This is a genomic window from Desulfoluna sp. HI9BLuna, assembly GCF_056829775.1.
This window is the reverse complement of the sequence record NZ_CP186555.1, coordinates 1,403,506-1,423,197: the sequence shown is the minus strand read 5'-3', so window position 1 is coordinate 1,423,197 and position 19,692 is coordinate 1,403,506. Positions and strand designations below refer to the sequence as shown.

Annotated in this window: 14 protein-coding genes; 12 read left to right on the top strand and 2 right to left on the bottom strand. The window is 56.2% G+C overall.

Going from position 1 to position 19,692, the window contains the following annotated elements:
* The first annotated feature begins 711 nt into the window (after positions 1–711).
* Both ACOYW0_RS05610 and ACOYW0_RS05605 read left to right on the top strand, forming a co-directional pair.
* Complete coding sequence (locus tag ACOYW0_RS05610; protein WP_482417573.1) at positions 712–969, top strand: hypothetical protein; 258 nt, start codon at positions 712–714, stop codon at positions 967–969.
* Between the two features lie 1,289 nt (positions 970–2,258).
* The gene (locus tag ACOYW0_RS05605; RefSeq protein WP_482417572.1) at positions 2,259–2,555 is read left to right on the top strand and encodes a hypothetical protein; all 297 of its coding nucleotides are present in this window, start codon (positions 2,259–2,261) and stop codon (positions 2,553–2,555) included.
* Positions 2,556–2,783: 228 nt separating this feature from the next.
* Here ACOYW0_RS05605 and ACOYW0_RS05600 read toward each other — a convergent pair whose 3' ends face one another.
* The gene (locus ACOYW0_RS05600) at positions 2,784–3,476 is read right to left on the bottom strand and encodes a hypothetical protein (RefSeq protein WP_482417571.1); all 693 of its coding nucleotides are present in this window, start codon (positions 3,474–3,476) and stop codon (positions 2,784–2,786) included.
* A gap of 28 nt (positions 3,477–3,504) precedes the next feature.
* Entirely contained in the window at positions 3,505–3,831 is a 327-nt protein-coding gene (locus ACOYW0_RS05595; RefSeq protein ID WP_482417570.1) for a hypothetical protein, read from the bottom strand.
* 1,486 nt (positions 3,832–5,317) lie between these two features.
* Here ACOYW0_RS05595 and ACOYW0_RS05590 point away from each other — a divergent pair.
* The 10 genes from ACOYW0_RS05590 (at position 5,318) to ACOYW0_RS05545 (ending at position 19,686) form a co-directional block, all read left to right on the top strand.
* Entirely contained in the window at positions 5,318–6,982 is a 1,665-nt protein-coding gene (locus tag ACOYW0_RS05590; protein ID WP_482417569.1) for a sulfite exporter TauE/SafE family protein, read from the top strand.
* 79 nt (positions 6,983–7,061) lie between these two features.
* The gene (locus ACOYW0_RS05585; RefSeq protein ID WP_482417568.1) at positions 7,062–7,844 is read left to right on the top strand and encodes a DUF169 domain-containing protein; all 783 of its coding nucleotides are present in this window, start codon (positions 7,062–7,064) and stop codon (positions 7,842–7,844) included.
* A gap of 169 nt (positions 7,845–8,013) precedes the next feature.
* A complete protein-coding gene (locus ACOYW0_RS05580; RefSeq protein ID WP_482417567.1) occupies positions 8,014–8,628 on the top strand; it encodes a hypothetical protein in 615 nt (204 codons plus the stop codon).
* Positions 8,629–8,854: 226 nt separating this feature from the next.
* Complete coding sequence (locus tag ACOYW0_RS05575) at positions 8,855–9,319, top strand: hypothetical protein (protein ID WP_482417566.1); 465 nt, start codon at positions 8,855–8,857, stop codon at positions 9,317–9,319.
* Positions 9,316–10,818 (top strand): two-component system sensor histidine kinase NtrB, encoded by a 1,503-nt coding sequence (locus tag ACOYW0_RS05570; protein WP_482417565.1) that lies wholly within the window; start codon positions 9,316–9,318, stop codon positions 10,816–10,818. The genes ACOYW0_RS05575 and ACOYW0_RS05570 overlap by 4 nt, the downstream gene beginning before the upstream one ends.
* A gap of 347 nt (positions 10,819–11,165) precedes the next feature.
* Positions 11,166–12,572, top strand: a complete 1,407-nt coding sequence (locus ACOYW0_RS05565) for a sigma-54-dependent transcriptional regulator (protein WP_482417564.1) — start codon at positions 11,166–11,168, stop codon at positions 12,570–12,572.
* A gap of 184 nt (positions 12,573–12,756) precedes the next feature.
* Positions 12,757–14,079: a glycosyltransferase family 2 protein gene (locus tag ACOYW0_RS05560; protein WP_482417563.1), complete on the top strand. Its 1,323-nt coding sequence runs from the start codon at positions 12,757–12,759 to the stop codon at positions 14,077–14,079.
* Between the two features lie 7 nt (positions 14,080–14,086).
* On the top strand, positions 14,087–15,517 hold the full coding sequence (locus ACOYW0_RS05555) for a TackOD1 domain-containing metal-binding protein (RefSeq protein WP_482417562.1): 1,431 nt from the start codon (positions 14,087–14,089) through the stop codon (positions 15,515–15,517).
* On the top strand, positions 15,510–18,485 hold the full coding sequence (locus tag ACOYW0_RS05550) for a hypothetical protein (RefSeq protein ID WP_482417561.1): 2,976 nt from the start codon (positions 15,510–15,512) through the stop codon (positions 18,483–18,485). The genes ACOYW0_RS05555 and ACOYW0_RS05550 overlap by 8 nt, the downstream gene beginning before the upstream one ends.
* Position 18,486: 1 nt before the next feature.
* Positions 18,487–19,686 carry an HlyD family secretion protein gene (locus tag ACOYW0_RS05545; RefSeq protein ID WP_482417560.1) on the top strand — a complete coding sequence of 400 codons (1,200 nt, stop codon included), beginning with the start codon at positions 18,487–18,489 and terminating at the stop codon, positions 19,684–19,686.
* Positions 19,687–19,692: the final 6 nt, after the last annotated feature.

Sequence of the window (19,692 nt, the reverse complement as noted above, 5' to 3'; positions counted from 1 at the left end):
GGGGGTTCCTTCCGCGCAGTGAAAAGTAGTTATTGAAGTGATGTCTCTTTTCACCAGTACAATTTGAATGGAATGGTACTGCCATCGACTTTGCTCAAGGTTGCCCGACAAGCCATACACCCAACAGTTGCCTTAACTTGAGCAGCTTGGGAAAAACTATTATGACATTGTTGTCCGAAATAGGATTTGGCTGGAAGTAAACTGGTGAGAATTGGAAAAGATGCTCTTTATTTGTGATGGTTTAGTTTGCCAACGATGACCGCGCCAAACAAGGAGCATACCAATGGTACGTCATGCCAGCCTTTACAACCATTGCAAAATTGATTTTTTTTGTATGGGTAAGATATCTCAGCTCTTTTGACCCGAGTGGTTGTTATCTGTTCCATGGAAGGGCTGATCGGCAAAAAGATATTTGCCATTGGGGTTATAAGATCAGCCCAAACGTCTCAAAAGAGTGGAGCGGAATCTGTAAGGATTTCATCCGTAAAAGGGCAAAGATCGAAAAATCTATTCTGTTGATCCTTTGAAAGCACCAGGCCTAAGACAAAGGTGGTGACGAAATATCTGATATGAAGTCAAAAGAGAAAAAGCCGTCAAAAATATGAAGAAGATTGCGAAAAAGATTCAGGCTTGGCTGGACGAGGGAGAAGAACAAATCGGAGTTCGTGGCAAGCCTATCCAAATAACCTTACGAATAATGAAAGCATCAATATGGTCACCTCACATAGTGTGATTCAGGGCTATAACGGAATTGCTGTTGAAGAGGAAAAGAAACAAGTCATTACACATGCTGATGCCTCTGGCTTATCAACAGAGTACTTGTCTTTAAAGGCTATGATTGATGGTGCACGAGAGACTATGAACCTTGCTGAAGGAGATACCGATGCCCTCAAGAATTATAGCATCACGGCAGATGCCAGCTTTCATTCATCCGATGGGCTTGAATGGATCGAAGAAGAAAAAAATTAAAGCATACATCCCGGATAATCAGTTTCGAAAACGAGATTCCAATTTTGCAACAGCAAACAGGTACAAAGGACCGATTGACAAATGAAAAACCGTCAAAGAGGCAAAATAGTTCAAAGCCAGTGGGGTTGTGTACGACCCTTTACAGAACAATCTCATCTGCCCGTCCGGGAATAGACTAACAGCTACCTCAAAGGCCATAAAGGAATCATACACGCTGAAAAGATGACGAAGAGTCTCAGAAAAACAAAATGTTACAGATAATTTATCACTTTTGTTGTTTTTATAACATGAATTTTTTCCAAACATCAGGGATGTTTGTTTCGGTCTTTGCATCTGGCTTTTCATGTTCTTTTAAAATGATTCCGTCATCAGCTGATCCACAGATGACCCTTGTTGGCAATAGCGGACTCAAATTATACCGCATTTCGAAGTTTCGTGTGTTGATTCCGGTAGTGAACTGTGTGAAGGGGGCAAACCTACACACCTGCCAAAAAGATCCCAGAATCCAATTTATCGATCCTGCTATCCGAATTTCTATAAATTTCGAAATGAATAACTCGCAGATTTAACGACAGAAAACTATTGACACATCAAAAAGATGAAATTAGGGTGGGACGTAATCACTAGCGATTGCGGAGATCATGGAGTTCAAGAAGCAGCCCGACAGGATGTCCGACCATCCTGCCAGGCCTGACCAGAGCAACCTTCAAAGGAGGTCGTCATGGCTAAGCGGTTTTTTACATCACGCCCCGATCCATTTCAAGACGTTTTTTCCTCGCAACGCGGTAACCCGCGGCCCTTCTATCAACGCTATTGCCGTTTCAAATGGCCCATAAACAAACGCATTTTTGCCTGACGGGCTGAATAACGCCCTTCGGGATTCCTGCGTGGTGACGGACAGCCCTGTCCCTTGTGGTCGTGGCCGGTTTTTCTCCCTTTTTCTTTTCCCGAAGGTGCGTCCCTATTCTGCCTGTTTCAGGCCCGGTTTCAGGGTGGTTTTATGCTCGTTTCGAGTGACGGCCGTCCTGTAAAAAAATGCCTCTCGTGGCTCGCTGAGCAGTATTTCGTGCGGTTTTATCCGGGCAAGGCACCACTGGTGCCCTTTTCTCAGCTTGCCTTGCCCGGGCACGGGAGTGTTGCGGTGCGCCTTTGCCTCTTCTGCATGTTTGGGCGATACGGCGTGCCGTGGCGTGAGGAGGGAAGGGGGGAAAGGACTGGGGGAGGCCCGCCCGGGCTTCTCCCAGATCCTTCTCTATTCTTCATGTGCAACCCGGATAAAGGAGATCACCATGGCCTCTTTGGATACCCAGACCGGCCCCGGCATGTTTGCAGGGTCGGAAATATCAGAGCTTTGCGATTCCATCAAAGATGTTCACAGGCTTTTGTCTTCAGTGGGGGCGTTTTACATCGAGTTGGAACAGGCCGAGGCACCGGGCGGCAACGGCCTTCAGATCGATTTTAAAAAGTGGGGGATCCGAACCATCACCGAAGATTTGTTGGCCCGGCAGTATGAAAAAATTGATCGGATCATGGCCATTTATAAAGAGGAGCAGGAGAAGATGAAGGGGGCGAATGTGGGGATGTGAGTAGTTTTTTTGCGTTTCGGCAGATGAATAACACCGGGGTTTTTTCGTGATTCGCGGTGCGCACGGCGCACCCTACGCGGTATCGTGACCTGAGATGATTGTGGTTGGGGGCGTAGGGTGCGGCTCCCGCACCGATATGCGTAACGCGAGCCGCTGGTTTTGCGGGGGCTAATTGTCGTTGCGGCTTTTCGAGTTATGAAAAACACCGGTGGGCAGCGTTCCTCCCTGTCATTGTATAGTCGAAAGAATGATGTCAGGCGTGTTGTCGTGTGTTCGGAACCCCATGGTCAGGAATTTATTTTCGGGAAGTTGCTTGTGAAAAAAGGCAAGGTCCTCAGTTAATCGCGGGTACTCTTTTTTGAACATTCTGGCGTAGGCCGTGAACCTGTCTCCTTTGATAATTTTTATACGTTGAGTGTCTTCAAAGAGCATACCTTTTGCATGGATCATCCAGAGATCGCCTGTTGGGGTTGTTTCATCGATTACGTCGGGTGTGAGGGTGAAGACTTTGTTGTGGAACTCTTCAGCGGAGGAGAACGCAGAGAAAAAATCCTTGGATTTTTCCCTTGTTGCTTCAGGACCTGTAAGGATCTTTTCATCGTTGAGGGTTAAGAAGAACATCTCATTCTTATCGTTTTTTGAATGATAATAAATTGTGTTTTTCGAAATGTTTTGGGGCGATTTCACATAGTGATTCGGAATGCATGCCGACAGGCCGAAAAAGTCAATCCGGGTCACGGATTCTTTCCGATCGCTTTTCGACTCCACGGATACAATATCGGCCTTATAGAAATATTCTGGGTAGACCCACTGGAAGGGTGAGGATCGGTAATGTGAGAAATCTGAAAGGGTGCCATCCAGAGCAAAGGCACAGGTGGCACATAAAGAGATGAGGCATAGGACCAGAAAACATTTTTTCATGGGGGATCTCCGTATAGGCGTGTACCTGTTAACGTTGGCATGCTCCCAACTCGATTTGAATGGCATGTTTCCACTGCCATAGACGAACCGTCTCACAAGAACTGAAAACCAAATCTTTATTCATGCCGTAGCGTTGATTCATTACGGTGAATACGTAGCCTACGACCCACCCGTAACCGGGTCTGGAGCTAAGGGGCCTTGGGACGTGTTTCATGGCGTGCGAACAGGAATGGATAGAGGCGAGAGCTTCGGCAAGGGTGTCTCCTGCCTGATCACACCATGCATTTGCATCTGTTTTTTCCCCTGTGAGCATTTCCCAGATTTGAGCACATTTTTCTTTTTCTTCAAAAGTCATAGATGTGGATTCCTGTTTGTTAGGAATTGCTTTTCTAAGGCTATGTGTGTTTCGTTTTTGTTGGTAAATTTAATGATTGCGGGGAGGTAATTGGTGAGGCGTTATTGATAGATACTCTGTGTGATGCTCGTTGTCAAATTCATTGTAGAGTAATGAAGATTGGCTGGTATGCCGAGAAAAGGGTGTGGAAGTGGGTATTCGGTACGGTGAATGTGTGGTGTGGTTGGTTTGAACGGTGGGGGGAATCGTTGCATTTGATGGGCACGGCGCCAAGGGTTTTGTCGTTCGGGTGGGTGACGATTTGCCTTTGCCCATCCTACGGGTGAGGCGGGCATGACGGTTGCCGAGATGGTTTCCGGACTTCACCGTTGGTGCCGCGACACGTAGGGTGCGGCCCCCGCACCGATTAACGTAACGCGAACCACCAGCCCAATTGGGAGTGTTCAAAACCATTCCGAGTTCCGCCCTTCGCCTTTACCGTTTCGCCCTTTCTGATGAGCACGGCGCCGAGGCTCTCATCATCCGGGATGGTGACGACTTGCCTTTGCCCATCCTACGGGTGAGGCGGGCATGACGGTTGCCGAGATGGTTTCCGGCCTTCACCGTTGGTGCCGCGACATGTAGGGTGCGGCACCCGCACCGATTAACGTAACGCAAGCCACCGGCCCCACGCCAATTCAAAATCATTCCGGGTTTCGCCCTTCGCCTTTACCCTTTCGCCCTTTCTGATGGGCACGGCGCCGAGGCTCTCATCATCCGGGATGGTGACGACTTGCCTTTGCCCATCCTACGGGTGAGGCGGGCATGACGGTTGCCGAAGATGGTTTCAGGCCTTCACCGTTGGTTTCGCGACCCGTAGGGTGCGGCCCCCGCACCGATTAACGTAACGCGAACCACCAGCCCCGCGCCAATTCAACCCCGTTTCGGGGCTCCGATTGATCAAAACCACCGGGCATTTCGGGGTTTCGCGGTGCGCACGGCGCACCCTACGAGGTATCATCTCGGTTGGGTGGCGCGTAGGGTGCGGCCCCCGCACCGATTGACGTAACGCGAACCACCGGCCCCACGCCAATTCAAAACCATTCCGGGTTCCGCCTTTAGCCCTTCACCTTTCGCCTTAACCCTATCCCCTCTTACCTATTTCCTATTTCCCATCACCTGCTTTATTACGCTTCCCCCAAAGATCAACATGTCAGCTTTTTGTTCCTTGGGATGGGGTGGCGGCATAAAGATAATGCGCCATAATTTTATTGCGACGCATTCAAAAGCTTGCGAAATCAGCCGGATGTTCCTGGTGTGCTGAAAAATTCCATGAGCTGAACTGATTAAGATGATAAGGAAAATGACAAAAAATCCGTCCCGCTCCATTTTTGGCATGCCCTTTGTAATACCGAGCAGCCAAGAGAATAAATGATTATCATCAATTAAATTTGATGAACCACTGTTGTTTAATAAAGCGTTTTATTCGTGATTGGAGGATGTTGCGATGTTTAAAAAGGGACGAATGATCACCATGGCCGTGCTGACCGGCCTGATGCTGTTGTGGAGCGCTACGTCGTTTGCGGCGACGGAGGCCACCATTGACACCCCGGCCCCCAAGGCCGGAGACACCCTGACCGTGACCGGGAAGATTGCTCCGGGCGAAGATCTCTACCTGGTGGTGAGCTCTTCCGAGCTGTTCAAGGCCGAGGACTCCATCGGCTCCCAGGAAGCGGCCAAGCTTGGCAAAAAATTCGGCGACACCGAGATTCCCCCGGTGTTCTACGCCGTGACCACCAACCCCTCGGCCCTGGCCACCCCCAAGGTGGTTTCCAAGGGCAAGTGGTTTGCTCCCTTTAAGTGGGACATTGAGGTCAACAAGATCAACGCCTGGGAGACCATCCCCGAGGACGTGAAGGGCAAGCTCGGTTCCGTGAAGACCGCTGAGCAGTGGAAGTTCCTCACCTTCACCCACGAGGACAAGTTCGGGATCAACACCATCTCCAAAGAGCGCCCCATCGGCGGCGGCAACGCCCGCATGGTCATGGGCGGCGACGTGTCCAAAACCTGGAACAAGGACGTGTCCCTGACCCTGGACAAGGCCACCGGTGAGTTTGCAGCCTCCTTCAAGGTGAGCAAGCGCATCGCACCGGACACCGGCCTGGACGTTTTTGTTAACGGGGAAAAAGCCGGTGAAGCGTCCGTGCAGAAGCGCGGTTTTTACTTCCGCATCGGCGGCACCTACATGAACCCCCTGGTGGTCTTTCTTGGAGCCCTTGTCATCGGGTGCATGTTCGTTATCGTGGGGGCCGCGGGCGGTCTCTTTACCGCTGCTTTCCAGATTACCGTCATCGGGACCCAGGGCATGGTGGGGGTCAACGCCGCCAACGCCGTGAAGCCCACCAACCTGTTTTTGACCCTCTGCTCTCCCATCACCGGGGTCTACTCCTACTTTAAAGAAGGACGCTTTGCCTGGCCCGTGGCCCTGTTCTTCGTGTCCGGCATTCTTCTGGGCGCTTTCTGGATCGGTCCCACATACTCTGCCAAGTACCTGCCCATGAAGGCATACAAGTTCTACCTGGGCTTCTTCTGCCTCGTTCTGTTCATCAAGCTCTGGTACGAATCAACCCAGAAATCCATCAACAAGAACAAGGCCGTGAAAGCCATCGTCAAGAAGTTCGACATGGAGATGGCCGCTGCCAAGAAAGAGGGCCGTGCCGCTGAGATGGGCAAGGTGGTCCTGGAAAAAGGCTGGCACGCCACCAACATCAGCTTCTCCTTCTGGGGTGAGGCCTTCCGCGCCAATCCCGTGGCCCTGTTCTTCGGCGGGATCCTCATCGGCTGCATCGCTTCTGCCTTTGGTGTGGGCGGCGGGTTCATGCTCGTGCCCTTCATGACCACCGTCATGGGCTACCCCATGTACCTGGCTGTTCCCATCTCCCTGTGCGGTACCTTCGGCACCTCCGTGGGCGGTATCTCCCGTTACATCCTCTCCGGTTACTCTCCGGACTGGATCATGGCAGCCCTCATTGCAGCCGGTGCCATCATGGGCGGCAAGATCGGGCCCAAGATTCAGAAGAAACTGCCGGAAATCTTTTTGAAACGTGCTCTGGCATTGATTCTTCTCATCGTATTTCTTAAGTATACCAATGCGATTCCCTTCCTCCGGTAGGTAAGGGCGGCTTTCTTATAAAAAATAACCACACGGCCCCCGGCACGCTGGGGGCCTTAAGTCATCACGAGGTTTTGCCATGAATTATACAGATGCCCACAACGCCTTTATCTGGAACTTTCGCCTGGATTACGATCCCGTCGGCATTCGTTACATCTTCGACGAAGACGAGATTGAGAGCCTGCCCGTCACCCACAAATCCAAGGCCAAGATCTCCTACTGCATGTACCTGGCCGCTGCCCGCTCCGCGCGTCACAGCTTCTTCATGCCCCCGGAGCGCCTCCAGTGCAAAAACGCCCAGCCCGTCTTCGGATTCCGTGAGCTGACCCGGGACGTGGACGGCAAGAACCATGAAAAATATCTCCTTGACCCGGATCTCTCCTGGCAGGCTCCCCAGGAGAAGGCCAGGCTCGACGTGGGTGCCTGCAAAGGCATCTTCATGGCGCCACTGGACAAATTCGACGAGGCAGGCCTTGAGCCCCACGTGGTCTTTATGATGGTGGTTCCCTTCCAGGCCTACCACATCATGAACGACTACATGGGCGGCACCGGCAAGTGCAACCTGCCCCTGTTCTGCACCCCCAACTCCGCGGTGTGCTCGGGCAGCGTCTACGCCTACAAGAACAACACCCTGAACATGACCACCATGTGCGCAGGCTCCAAGGCCTCCGGCAAAACCGAGATGAACTACATGAACGTCTTTGTCCCCGGAAACCAGATCCTGGACACCGCGGCTCAGCTCAAAAAGCGCATCGAAACCACCGGCGGCCCCTCCCTCCTCGGCAAGGGCGGTCAGGCCTGGCCCGGCCTCGATGTCTGCTCGGGCTGTCCCATGGTGAAGTTTGAAAAGGTCGAAGAGTAAGGCCGGAAAGTAAGAACCCCGCCACGCATCAGGCTCAGTTGCGAGACGAGTCGCCCGTCGACTCGTCTCGCATCGGAATGCAGGGTGGAGCGCCGCACGCCTGTGCGGCTTTTTGCGTTTTCCGGCAGAGCTTCCGATGGCTCTGTAAGACGCATGCAATGAGGTGTGTATGGATGCATTGAACGACATACTGGACCTGGCCGCCGATTGGATCTTCGGCGGTGTGGTGATTCCCCTGATGAAGGCTTTTGCCTCGTTTATCAGCCTTTGCTTTTCCCCCTTGTCGGGGGCTTCGCCCGCCCTGCAGGTGTGCGTGGCAGCCCTGGTCGGGGCCCTGCTCTCCATGGGCCTGACCCGCATGAGAAAGGGCAAGGCCGCCACCTCTGCCGCAAAGCGATTCAAAGGGCGCCTCTCTGCAAAGCAGCAGGCCCGGGAGATTGATGACAAAACAGTGCGAAGTGCGGTATACAAGGGGTTGGACCGTGAAGCCGACGAAGCCTATGAACACCTGATGCTCGACAAGTTTTTCGAGATGGGGATTACCTACCTCTTTCCCATGTTCCTCTTTCTGCTCTGGGTCGAATACCACGCCTTTACGCCGGACCATCTGGAAGCGCTGACCGGAAGCCGCGGGCTCATGCTGCCGGGCATTTCTCAGGCCGTGGGGGCGGGGGCGCTTTACCTCTACCTTTACAACGTGACGTTGATTACGACGGCGTTGGGGCGGTGGGGGATGAAAAAGGTGAAAGGCAATAAGGGCAAAAGGCTAAGGGCTAAAGGCTAAGGGCCAAAGGCGAAGGGCGAAGGGCGAAATTCGGTAGGATGGGCAAAGGTGGTGCCGTGCCCATCGGGCGCGGGAATAACCGGCCAAGGCGGGAGGCCGGAATCGGCTTGCCGGAATGTAACATATCATCACCGCTTCGGGCCTCCCGGTGAAAGATGGGCACGCTTGGCGCTTTGCCCATCCTACGGGGCTTTCGTTGTGCCGGCGTTGAAAGGACCCCCACACCATGGTACGCATTGTCGTTTTTTTATTCCTTTTAATTTTTCTTGTGGTCTCACCGGCCCATGCTACCCAGGGGCACGGGGGCATCGAAGGGATCCTGGTCCATCAGGCGGCCCATGTGTTGTTTGCCCTGGCCATGGGATTCCTTGCCTTTCGTATCAAGCGGGATGAGCTGCCGGTGCGCAAAGGGTGGCGCAACGTCCAGTATGCGGCCATTCTTTTTATCCTCTGGAATGTGGACACGATCTTTGTCCATTTTGTGGACGAGCAGGTGAAGCTGGTCACGGTGGAACGCCTTGCCACGGGGCAGCTCCATATCACCTCGCCTGTGCCGGGCCTTGCCGTCATGTATTACATCGCCAAGCTGGACCATCTCCTCTGTGTGCCTGCCATCGCCTTTCTCTGGGTGGGGCTCGGTCAGCTCCTGACCCAGGCGGAAACACGCCGTAAAAAGGGGGACGCATCATGATTGTCTCCTCCTTTCCCATATTCATTGTCGATCTCGTCGGCTCCATGCTGATGATCGTGTTTTCCCTTTTCTGTTTCGGGCGCATGGTGCGGCTCACCACCCTGGAAAAGGAGAACATTCTCTGGACCTATCTCCTCTTTGTGTGCGCGGCCCTTTCCATTTTTGCCGTCTCCCGGTCGGCGGGGCATATTCTCAAGCAACTGCTGCTTTTTCTCGATTTTACGGGGGTGTGGGGGCATATCCGCCCTTTCAGCGGCTCGGTGAACACCCTGACCTTTATTCTGGTGGCCTCGGTGACGGTTTTCTTTGAGCGGGTCTGGGTGATCAACCGGGCGATTTTAAGGGACAGGCGGGCCCTGCGTCAGGCCCACGAAGAGCTCTCCTGGCTCAACCGCAACCTGGAAAAGCTCGTTGACGAGCGCACCGAAGCCCTGGCCGTTTCCGAAAAAAAATACCGCCGGATGTTTGAGCTTTCAGAGGACATGATCCTGATAGCCACAGGCGAGGGCAATGTCCTGGCCCTGAACCCGGCGGCGGGAAACCGCCTTGATACCGGGGCGTCCCTCGGGGATCTTTTTGCCGACGCCGATGAGTTCCGGGAGATCATGGAGACCGTCTCCCGCAAAGGGCGCGTGGGAAACACCGAGGCGGCCTTGAAGGATGTGGACGGGCGGTCCTTTCGGGCCCTGGTGAGCGGGGTCACCGTCACCGACATGGAGAGCCGGGAGCAGGCGGTCCTGTTCATGGTCCGGGACGTGGAAGAGACCCTCACCATGCGGGAGAAGATGGCCACCACCGAGAAGCTGGCAGCAGTGGGCGAACTTTCGGCGGGCGTGGCCCACGAGGTGAACAATCCCCTGGGCATTATTCTGGGCTATACCCAGCTCCTCAAGCGCAGCGCCGAGGACAAGAGCAGCCTGAAAGAGGATCTTTCCGTCATCGAAAAGCACGTCATCGGTTGCAAGAAGGTGGTGGAGTCTCTCCTCAACTTTGCCCGGAGCGGCCCCTCGGAAAAACGGGCCTGCCACCTCCACCCCATCATCGAAGAGGTCCTTGCCTTTACCCGGCATCAGGCCGAGATGGACGGCATCCAGGTGATCACCGAGCTGGCCCCGGACCTGCCGGAGATCCACGCCGACCCCGAACAGATCAAGCAGGTCCTCATCAACCTCATTATCAACGCGGTCCACGCCATCGACGGCCGGGGCGAGATCCATGTCACCACCGGGGCCGAGGAGCCGGGTACCGTGTTTGTCACCGTTGCCGACACCGGTTCCGGCATGGACGCCGAGACCCGTTCCCGCATCTTCGACCCCTTTTTCACCACCAAGCCCACGGGCACGGGCACCGGCCTGGGCCTGTCGGTGAGCTACGGCATCATTAAAAATCACGGGGGCGAGATCGATGTGATCAGCACGCCGGGGAAGGGGACGGCGTTTACGGTTCATTTGCCGACGGTGGGGGATGAAGGAAAATCAGGCCATAGGGAAAATAGGTAAATAGTGAACAGGACGTGACGTTTTTGATTCGCTCCCAGGCTCTGCCTGGGAGTGTGTTGTGCAAGGCTCCGCCTTGCCGGTACGGGATACCGTGGTGCAGGGTCTAAACCCAGGTTATCATGGCTTCAGGCATGGAGGCAGAGCCTCCGATGGGCATTCCCAGGCGGAGCCTGGGAACGAGAACAATAGGACATGACGTTTTTATGTTTTTTCATTGACCCGGGGGCCGCGTTCAGCTAAACGCCCTTAGCCCTTAGCCCTTAGCCCTTAGCCCTTAGCCCTTAGCCCTTAGCCCTTAGCCCTTAGCCCTTAGCCCTTAGCCCTTAGCCCTTTTTCGGAGAAAAACAGTGACACATCGCATCTTAATCGTGGACGACGAAATTGACATGCTGCGGCTCCTCAAGCGGAGCCTGGAGCCGGACCTGGGCTGCCGGGTGGAGACCGCTTCATCCGGTGAGGAGGCCTTTGCCATGATTCAGGAGCAGCGGTTTGACCTGGTGCTCTCGGACATGAAGATGCCGGGCATGGGCGGGGCCGAGCTGCTGCGGCAGATCAAGGAGCTGAAGCGTGGCATCGCGGTGATCATGATGACGGCTTACGGCTCCATCGACTCGGCGGTGGAGGCCATCCGCGCCGGGGCCTATGATTTTATTGCCAAGCCCTTTGATCACGACACCCTGGTGTTCCGGCTGAGAAAGGCCCTGGAGCGGAACCGGCTCATCAGCGAGAACATCCGCCTGCACAAGGCCTTTCGCGAGAAGGAGACCTTCCACAACATCGTGGGCAGTTCCCCTGCCATGCTCAAGGTGTTCGAGACCATCCGCATGGTGGCCCGCACCGACATGACCGTGCTGGTCACCGGAGAATCCGGCACGGGCAAGGAACTCACCTGCCGGGCCATTCATGCCCAGAGCGAGCGCCGCAACGGCCCGTTCATCACCGTGAATTGTCCCACAGTTCCCGAGCAGATTCTGGAGAGCGAGCTTTTCGGCTACAAAAAGGGGGCCTTTACCCAGGCGTCTTCGGATCGCCAGGGGCTCTTCCAGGCGGCCGACGGGGGCACGCTGTTTCTGGATGAAATCGGAGAGATCAGCCCGGCCATTCAGTCCAAACTGCTCCGGGTGATCCAGGAAAAAGAGATAAAACCCCTTGGGGGGACGAAGTCCGTGCCTGTGGACGTGCGCATCATCGCGGCCACCAACAAGGACCTGGTGCAAGCCATTGAAAAGGGCGAGTTTCGTCAGGACCTCTACTACCGGCTCAACGTGCTTCCTTTGCGCCTGCCCCCGTTGCGGGAGCGGCGAGAAGACATCCCGGCCCTGGTGAGTCATTTCATCCACAAGCATGCCGACACCATGGGGCGAGATCCTCTCCCCGTCTCGGATAAGCTCATGGCCCTTTTGATGGAGCTTCCCCTCACGGGCAACATCCGGGAGCTGGAGAGTCTCGTGATGAAGGGGCTTCTTTTTGCCACGGGTGAGATGATGGAGCCCGAGGACCTCCGGGAGGTTCTTGCCTCGGCACCGGCCGCGGCCACAAGGGACTCCCCGGCGCCGGACCTGACGGCATTGCCTTACAAGGAGGCCAAGGAGCAATGCCTCAAAGGGTTTAACGACAGCTATGTGGGGGCTCTTCTGGAGAAAACCGCGGGGAATGTGGCACGGGCTGCCCGCCTTTGCGGCATGGAGCGCCAGGCTCTCCAGCAGGTGATGAAACGTTACGGCATCGACCCCGAGCCATATCGCCACAAATGATTATTCCTTTATAAGGTGCGAAATATCGACCTGTATGTTATGATGAACACATCTCCAGGAAAAAATGTTTTGGTCTCAAAGATGTCTGCGTTTTCATAATCTGTCGCATTTCTGTGTGAACAAGGGTTGGTATTGCATTGAATGATTTTGGTGGGTTGTTTGTTTTGGGAGTTCAAGGTGTCATATGACAGATCTCCTGAATCACATGCTGTTCGCACTGGTCGATTTTCGTCATCTCATCGAAGGCCAGTTTGCCACCCGGGCGTTGTGGGAGTGGATCCTTTTTTTCATGCCCGTTTTCATCTTCGGGGAGTTCCCCCGGTATATTTTCCCTGCCGTTTTCCTCCTTGGGGCCAAAGTGGCCGATCGCCTTCCCCATGACGACCGTGAAAAAAAAACATTTTTTGCCACGGCGCCTTCGGTGAGCGTCCTTCTCGTGGGCTACAACGAAGAGGCCAGCGTGGCCAACGCCATCCGTTCTCTCCTTGAACTCGATTACCCCAACCTTGAGATTATCGTCATCGACGACAACTCGGAGGACCGCATGTATGAGGAGGCCAGGCCCTTTGCCGACAGGGGGCAGGTCAAACTCTACCGCAACAGCGCGGCCACCGGGCGATCGGGACGCCCCACCGCATCCAACATGGCCTTGTACCTCTCCTCCGGCGATTACATTGTCTCCGTGGACGCAGACACCTCCTTTGACCGGGACATGCTCTTCCACATGATCGGTCCCTTTTACGACCCCAAGGTGGGGGCCGTGGCGGGCAACATCAAGGTGCGAAACCTTGGGACCTCTGTCTGGACCCGGCTCCAGGCCGTGGAGTACGCCCTGTCCATCACCATATGGAAGCAATGGCTGGGGCTTTTGGGCATGGGCATGCAGGTCAGCGGGGCCTTCGGGGCCTTCAGGCGGGAGGCCCTGCTCTCCTTCGGCGCCTGGGACCCTGAACTGGCCGAGGACGCGGACCTGACCCTGAAGATCAAGAAGGTGGGCTGGAAGATCGTCTTTGCCCCGGCGGCCATCGCCATGACCAACGCCCCAGAAACATGGCGGGTGCTGAGGGGGCAGCGGTTCCGATGGGACAAGGGGGGCTTCAGGACCTACTTTCGCAAGCACGCCGACATCCTGAAGTTCTGGCAGTACGACTGGCGCAACGCCTTTGAGATTTCCCTGGAGTTTTTCTTTACGGTGTTCCTGACCTTTGTCTATGCCCTGTACCTGGTGCTGATGCTCTGGTTTTACCCGAGGCTCCTCATCTTTGTCTGGTGCCTGGCCTATCTTATTTACGTCGGGGTGACTCTCTTCTGTTTTGCTATTGCCCTTGTCTTCAGCGAGCGCAAAGCCCAGGAGGTGACACTGATCCCCACGGTGTTCCTCTTTCCGGGATACAAAGCCCTTTTCCGCTGGGTACGGTTCGGGGCGCTGATGTTGGAATTTTTCAGGATTAACTATCAGGAAGGCTACCTGCCTGAGTCTGCATGGCGCAATACAAAGAAATGGTGAGGTGTGAATGAAAAAAGTGTTTAACGTGGTCATTGTCGGTGCCAGGGAGGAAGAGTATCGAATCCTTGAAACGGGTCTGGAGTCCGCTCGGTTTGAGACCTCTCTCTCCATTTCCAGGGCCGAGGTTTCGGCGATGCAACGCCTCTCCGGACAGACCGATCTCATGATCTACTGCCAGGGAGAGGAGGAGTCCGAGCAGTGCCATGTGCCGGTGTTTGTGAACAAAACCATTTTTGTGACCTCCTGTTACGGCAAGGGCATTCTTCTGGAAGCCTTTAAAAAAGGGGCTGCTTACGTCCTGTTTCGTCCCCTGTTCCGGGCGGAACTCCTGCCCGCCATCCGAAATGTTCTGTTTTTTTCCAAAAAATACCGGGAAGCCAACCTCTCCGATGCCTCTGTCCTCTCATTTTTACGTGACGTGGCGGACGGCGGCGCTTCGGTCCTTGAGCCCCTTCCCTCTCCCTTTAAGCCCACGGGTCATTTTTATCCCGATGTCCTGAAGATCACCGGAGAGCTGGAAAACGAGGAAGCCTACCTGGAGGCCCTGGCCGAACGGGGGTTTTTCACCAAGCAGCTCAAAAACCGGGTCCGCCTCTGCGAGATGTGCGAATCCTACCAGATCAATTACCGGGAGGTGTGCCCGGCCTGTTCCTCCATCGACATCGTCAAGGGGCAGATGGTTCACCACTTTCCCTGCGGTCATGTGGACTCCATAGAGTCTTTCAGGCAGGGTGCGGACCTTGTCTGCCCCAAGTGCGAAGAGACCCTGCGTCACATCGGTATCGACTACGAAAAACCCACGGACTACTTCAAGTGCGCCCAGTGCCAGACCATCGTCCCCGAACCGGTGGTGGAACTCGAATGCCTGGTGTGCGGCCAGGTCTGCCGACCCGACGAAACCGTGGAGAAGAATATCTACGCCTATGAGATGACCCAACATGCGTGGGAGGCGGTGCGAAGCGGACAGATCAAGGGCGTGGACCTGGGCACCCTGCTTTACGATCACCACACGAATCTCTACAACAAACAGTTTTTCGAGCATGAACTCAAACGGGAGCTTATTCGCACGAAGCGCTACCACGCACCCTTTACCCTGATCCTGGCCCGCATCGAAAAAATCGAGGAGATTCGGAAAAACCACCCCGACCGCCTTGCCTGGTACGTGAACAATCTTTTCAAGGCCCTGAGCCAGGGCTTGAGGGAGCTGGACACCACCTGCGTCTGGGATGCCCAGACCCTGGGGCTTATCCTTGCCGAAACCGACTTTGACGGGGCTGTTGTGGTGGTGAACCGGATTCACGAAGCCATTCAGAAGCTGGAATACCTGTTTGACATCTGTCGTCCCGAGGTCTCCTTCAGTGTGGTCCAGGGAGACGCTTCCCACCAGACAGTGGATGACCTCATCGCTCTGGCCATGGCGGATCTTGCGGATGGATAGGCGACGTATGGCGGGCGTGGTCCCGTGGATAGGATGCCTTGTGATGGTGTGCTGCCTGGGGTGCGGTATGCGCAACCGCCAGGCCGTGGAGCAGGAGGCCGACATGGCCCTGGTGCGTGAGCTGACGGCCCCGGTCTTCTTTGGTCAGCAGCAGCTGTTCGCTGCCCTGGGGACCACGGCTCACGAGCTTGTTGTGTTTGAGGTGACCGGCCAGACGGTGAAGCGAATCCCGGAGCCGGGCACCGCTCCCCGGGTGCGGTCCGAAGCGCGGGTGGTGTTTTTCAGGATCCCCGATGACTGCGGGGAGGGATGGTCGCTCTACCATTTTGATTCCCGTTCTTTCCAGCTGCGAGCCCTTCCGGAGGTCAAGCCTTCCGAAGCCACGGATTCGTTTGTGGTGTTCAAGGCCCTGGACCGCACCGGGCGATGGTTCCCCGGCGAGCATGACCTGTCCCTTGTGCGGCTTCGTTTTGAGGTGGATGCCGAAGGGGAGATCCGTTTTGCAGGCAAGAAGAAGGTCCGGGACATTCCCGGAGAACCCGTGCTGCCCGTTCACCTGCGGGGCGCGGGAAGGGTCTTTTTCCTGAGCCGGGACAACGAGGGCGCCTCCACCCTCATGTCCGTGGACGAGTCTGGAGAGGACCTGTCCACCCATCTTGAAGAAGGGGCCGGTACCATCAGCCGGATCTACACCGATGACGGAAGTACCCTGGTCTTTGAATCAGACAAACCCGGCTACCAGGCCCTCTACAGGCTGGACCCTGCTACCGGAGAGGTGGCGGATTACCGCCGTCTTGAGGCGGAAACCGGGGAGCACAGCCGCTACATCCTGCGCAGCCGCTATGTGGACGGCACCGCTTCTCCGGTGGTGGTCCGGGTTCCGGAGACCCTCGGGGTCCGGGAGATAGCCGCCCTTGTGACGGCACAGAACCCCGAGGTGAGCCTGAAGCGGGCAGAGCTGGCCGCCTCCCTTGTGGAGGTGGGCATTGCCACCCTGCCCAATTACCCCTCTTTCTACTTTGAGCTGGGCACGGTGTCCCAGGCCGGGCTCTTCAACGACCAGACCAGCTTTTTTTCCCAGACCCTCATCGACGGGCTCCTCGGGTTGTTTCAACCCCTGCTCGATATCCGGCGAAACAGGGAACTCTGGCGGGCGGCTCAGTTGACGGCTGAGGCGGCCCGGAGCCGTCTGGACAACGAGGTCAACGAACGGGTGGCCGAGGCGGTGAAGCTCTGCTTTGAAGTGGCCTACCTTGACGAGCTGGAGGCCGTTCAGGAGTCGCTTCTGGAAGTGTATGGACAGCGCCAGGCCTATTACGAAACCCTGGATACCGTGGGGGGCACCCTAAGGCTGCAACACATGGCGGCAGAGAAAATTATGGTGGCGGCCGCCTCGGAGAAGGCCCACACACGGCGCCGACGCGAGTTTTTGATGAACCGCCTCAAGCAGCTTTGCGGGCTTGCCCGGGAGGTTCAGGTTTCCTTGGCCCCGGACGCCTTTCACCTGAGGGAGGCCGAGTTTGAAGAGGCCGCAGTGCTCAGGGAGCTGGCGGTCCTGAACCACCCCCAGGTGCGTGGCGTTAACGCCGAGCTGAAAAAGGCGCGGTTCCTGGAGGCGGCCGGGCCTGAGGTACGGGGAATTCTCAATGTGGCGGCGGAGTACGAGTACACCGGCAAGAGCACGTCCAACGCGGTGACCGATATCATCAACCTGACCTTCAGCGGCGGCATCTCCACAGCCCACGGCAAGGCCGCCAGGCTCCACACCGCGTACTGGCGTCATGTTAAGGATGCCCTGGGCATTGAGCTGGGCCTGGTGGCGGGAAGGGTCCGCCAGGGTCTGGACGAGGCCCTCATGGATTTCAAGGCCTCACAGGACGACAGCCGGGCCAAGGCCTTGGACACGCGGTATGCCCTGGAACAAGTGCGGGTGGCCCGGCTCTACGAGGCCATTGACACCCCGGGGGATGCCGATGCCTACGATCCCCTGGCCGTGATCACCGCCGAGCAGGAGTACCTGAGTGCCGTGGCCAGGAAGGCCCGGGTGGAAAGGGACCTGGGGATCCGGTACGTCAACGTCTGGCGGGAGACCGGGCGGTCCAGGCTCCTGGCCGACAACCTGTGGGCTTACTCCGACCTGAAGATGGAGGGGCGGACAGCTTCTGTCTGGCTGTGGGAGACCCGGGCCGCCATGGAGACAAAGGGTAGTCGGGATGCCTTTGTGACCACGGCAAAAGAGGCTGGTGTCAACCGGGTTTATGCTTACCTGTATTCTGATTCCCGGCTCCTTACGGAGATGATGGACCGGGAGCGGTTTATCCTCTTTTTAAACGCGTGCGTACAAGCGAATATCGAGGTGTGGGCGTTGCTGGGAGAGCCCGAGTGGCTCACAGGGCCTGACGGGGCGCTGGCGCTGGGCCGGGGCGTGGATCGTATCAACCGCTTTAACGCCTCCAGAAGCGGGTTCGAACCCAAAATTTCCGGCATAAAGATCGATCTGGAGCCCCACTCCGTGCCGGGGTGGGAGACAGATCCTGCCCTCAGGGAGGAGTTGAACGTCTCTTTTCTCCGGCTCCTGCAAAAGGCGAAGAGCCGCATGACGGGTGACATGCCCCTGTGGGTAGACGGGCCCGTCAAGTGGTTTACCCAGGAGGCGCATCGGCCCCTGATGCGGCAAACGGCGCGCCTCACCGACGGCATCACGGTGATGGCCTATTTCAACGCACCGGAAACCACAAGCCGGGTGGTGGCCAAGGTCTTTGAAGATGCGGCCGGACCCCTGGAGGTCGGCCTGGAGTTTTCCGGTAAAGCACCGCCTTCGGATACCCTGTATCCCCTGGACAGAGCCGGGTGGGACCGGGTTGAACAGGATTTATCGCGCCAATGGATGGAAAACCCCGGGTATCGAGGGCTCTCGTTCCACGACTACTCGGCTTTAAAGCAGATTTTTGAAGGGGGGGAGGAGTAAGATGAAAATATCGTTCAGGAAAGGCGGTGAATCCCAGGAGCCGGTCTCACCGGCCCAACCCCGGATGCGGGAGCACAAGAGAAGGAAAGCCCCTGTGCGCAAGGTGGTGCTGACCGTGTTGTGTGTGGTGATACTGGTGGGTGGCGGCATCATGCTTTACAACCGGAACACCCTGTATACCTACGGGATGGTCACGGGTGAGACCCTGGAACTTACAGCGGACGTGACCACCGAGATCCAGCAGCTGTTTGTCTCCAAGGGGGACATCGTCAAAAAAGGGGATGTGCTCTTCACACAATACTCCGTGGAGGGTGTAAAGCGGATCAGGCAGGCCGAGGCCGTCCTGGAGTCCAAGCTTTCCACATACGATCTTATTGCCGGGGAGTCGGGGGATCAGCGGGACTATGCCGCCCCTTTGCAAAACAAGCTCCGGTTCCTCGACCTGGAACAGCAGGGCAGCGCCCTTGCCCGGGAACGCATGCTCTCCGAAGCCCGCTTTGAGACGCGGCGCTTGAAAACCCTGTATGAATCCAAAAAAGAGCGCCACGAGAACCTGGAAAAACTCTACCGGCTGGATGCCACCACCCTGAGCCAGGTCCGGGCGGCGGAAACAGAGAAAGAGCTTCGTTACCACGAATATATCCTGGCCCGGGACCACTACACCCATGTGGTGGAATCCAACCGCATCGCAGAAGCCGAGGCGGAAAAAAACTACCGGGCCAGAATGTCCACCCTCAATCGAAGCGGTATTCAGGAAGACTCGGATGTGGACGACCTTCTCTCCGAAATCGAGCGTGCAAGGGCCTATCGGGACCATCTGCGCCAACTGTACGGCTCCGCGGGGTTTAAGGCCCCCTTTGATGCCATCATCACAGAGGTGAAGGTCTCCGCCGGTTCCCTGGTGGGAGGCGGAGAACCCATCTTATCCTGCGCTTCCCTCAACGGGCTGTGGGTGGACGTCTATGTGGCACCGGACAAAGCCTGGATGCTCACCGAGGACAAGGAGATCCTTTTGTACGTGGACGGAAAGCGTGAATCCGTTCCAGCAACGCTGACGGCCATGGGGAACGTGGAACTCCGGGTGCCGGAGGTCCTGAGGGAGAAGCTGCCCAAGCTGGTGAGCGCGGTCTATTTCCATGTGGCCGTGGAACACGATGAAACCCTGCTTCCGGGCAATGTCGTGAGGGTGGTGGTGAAGTAGACTCTC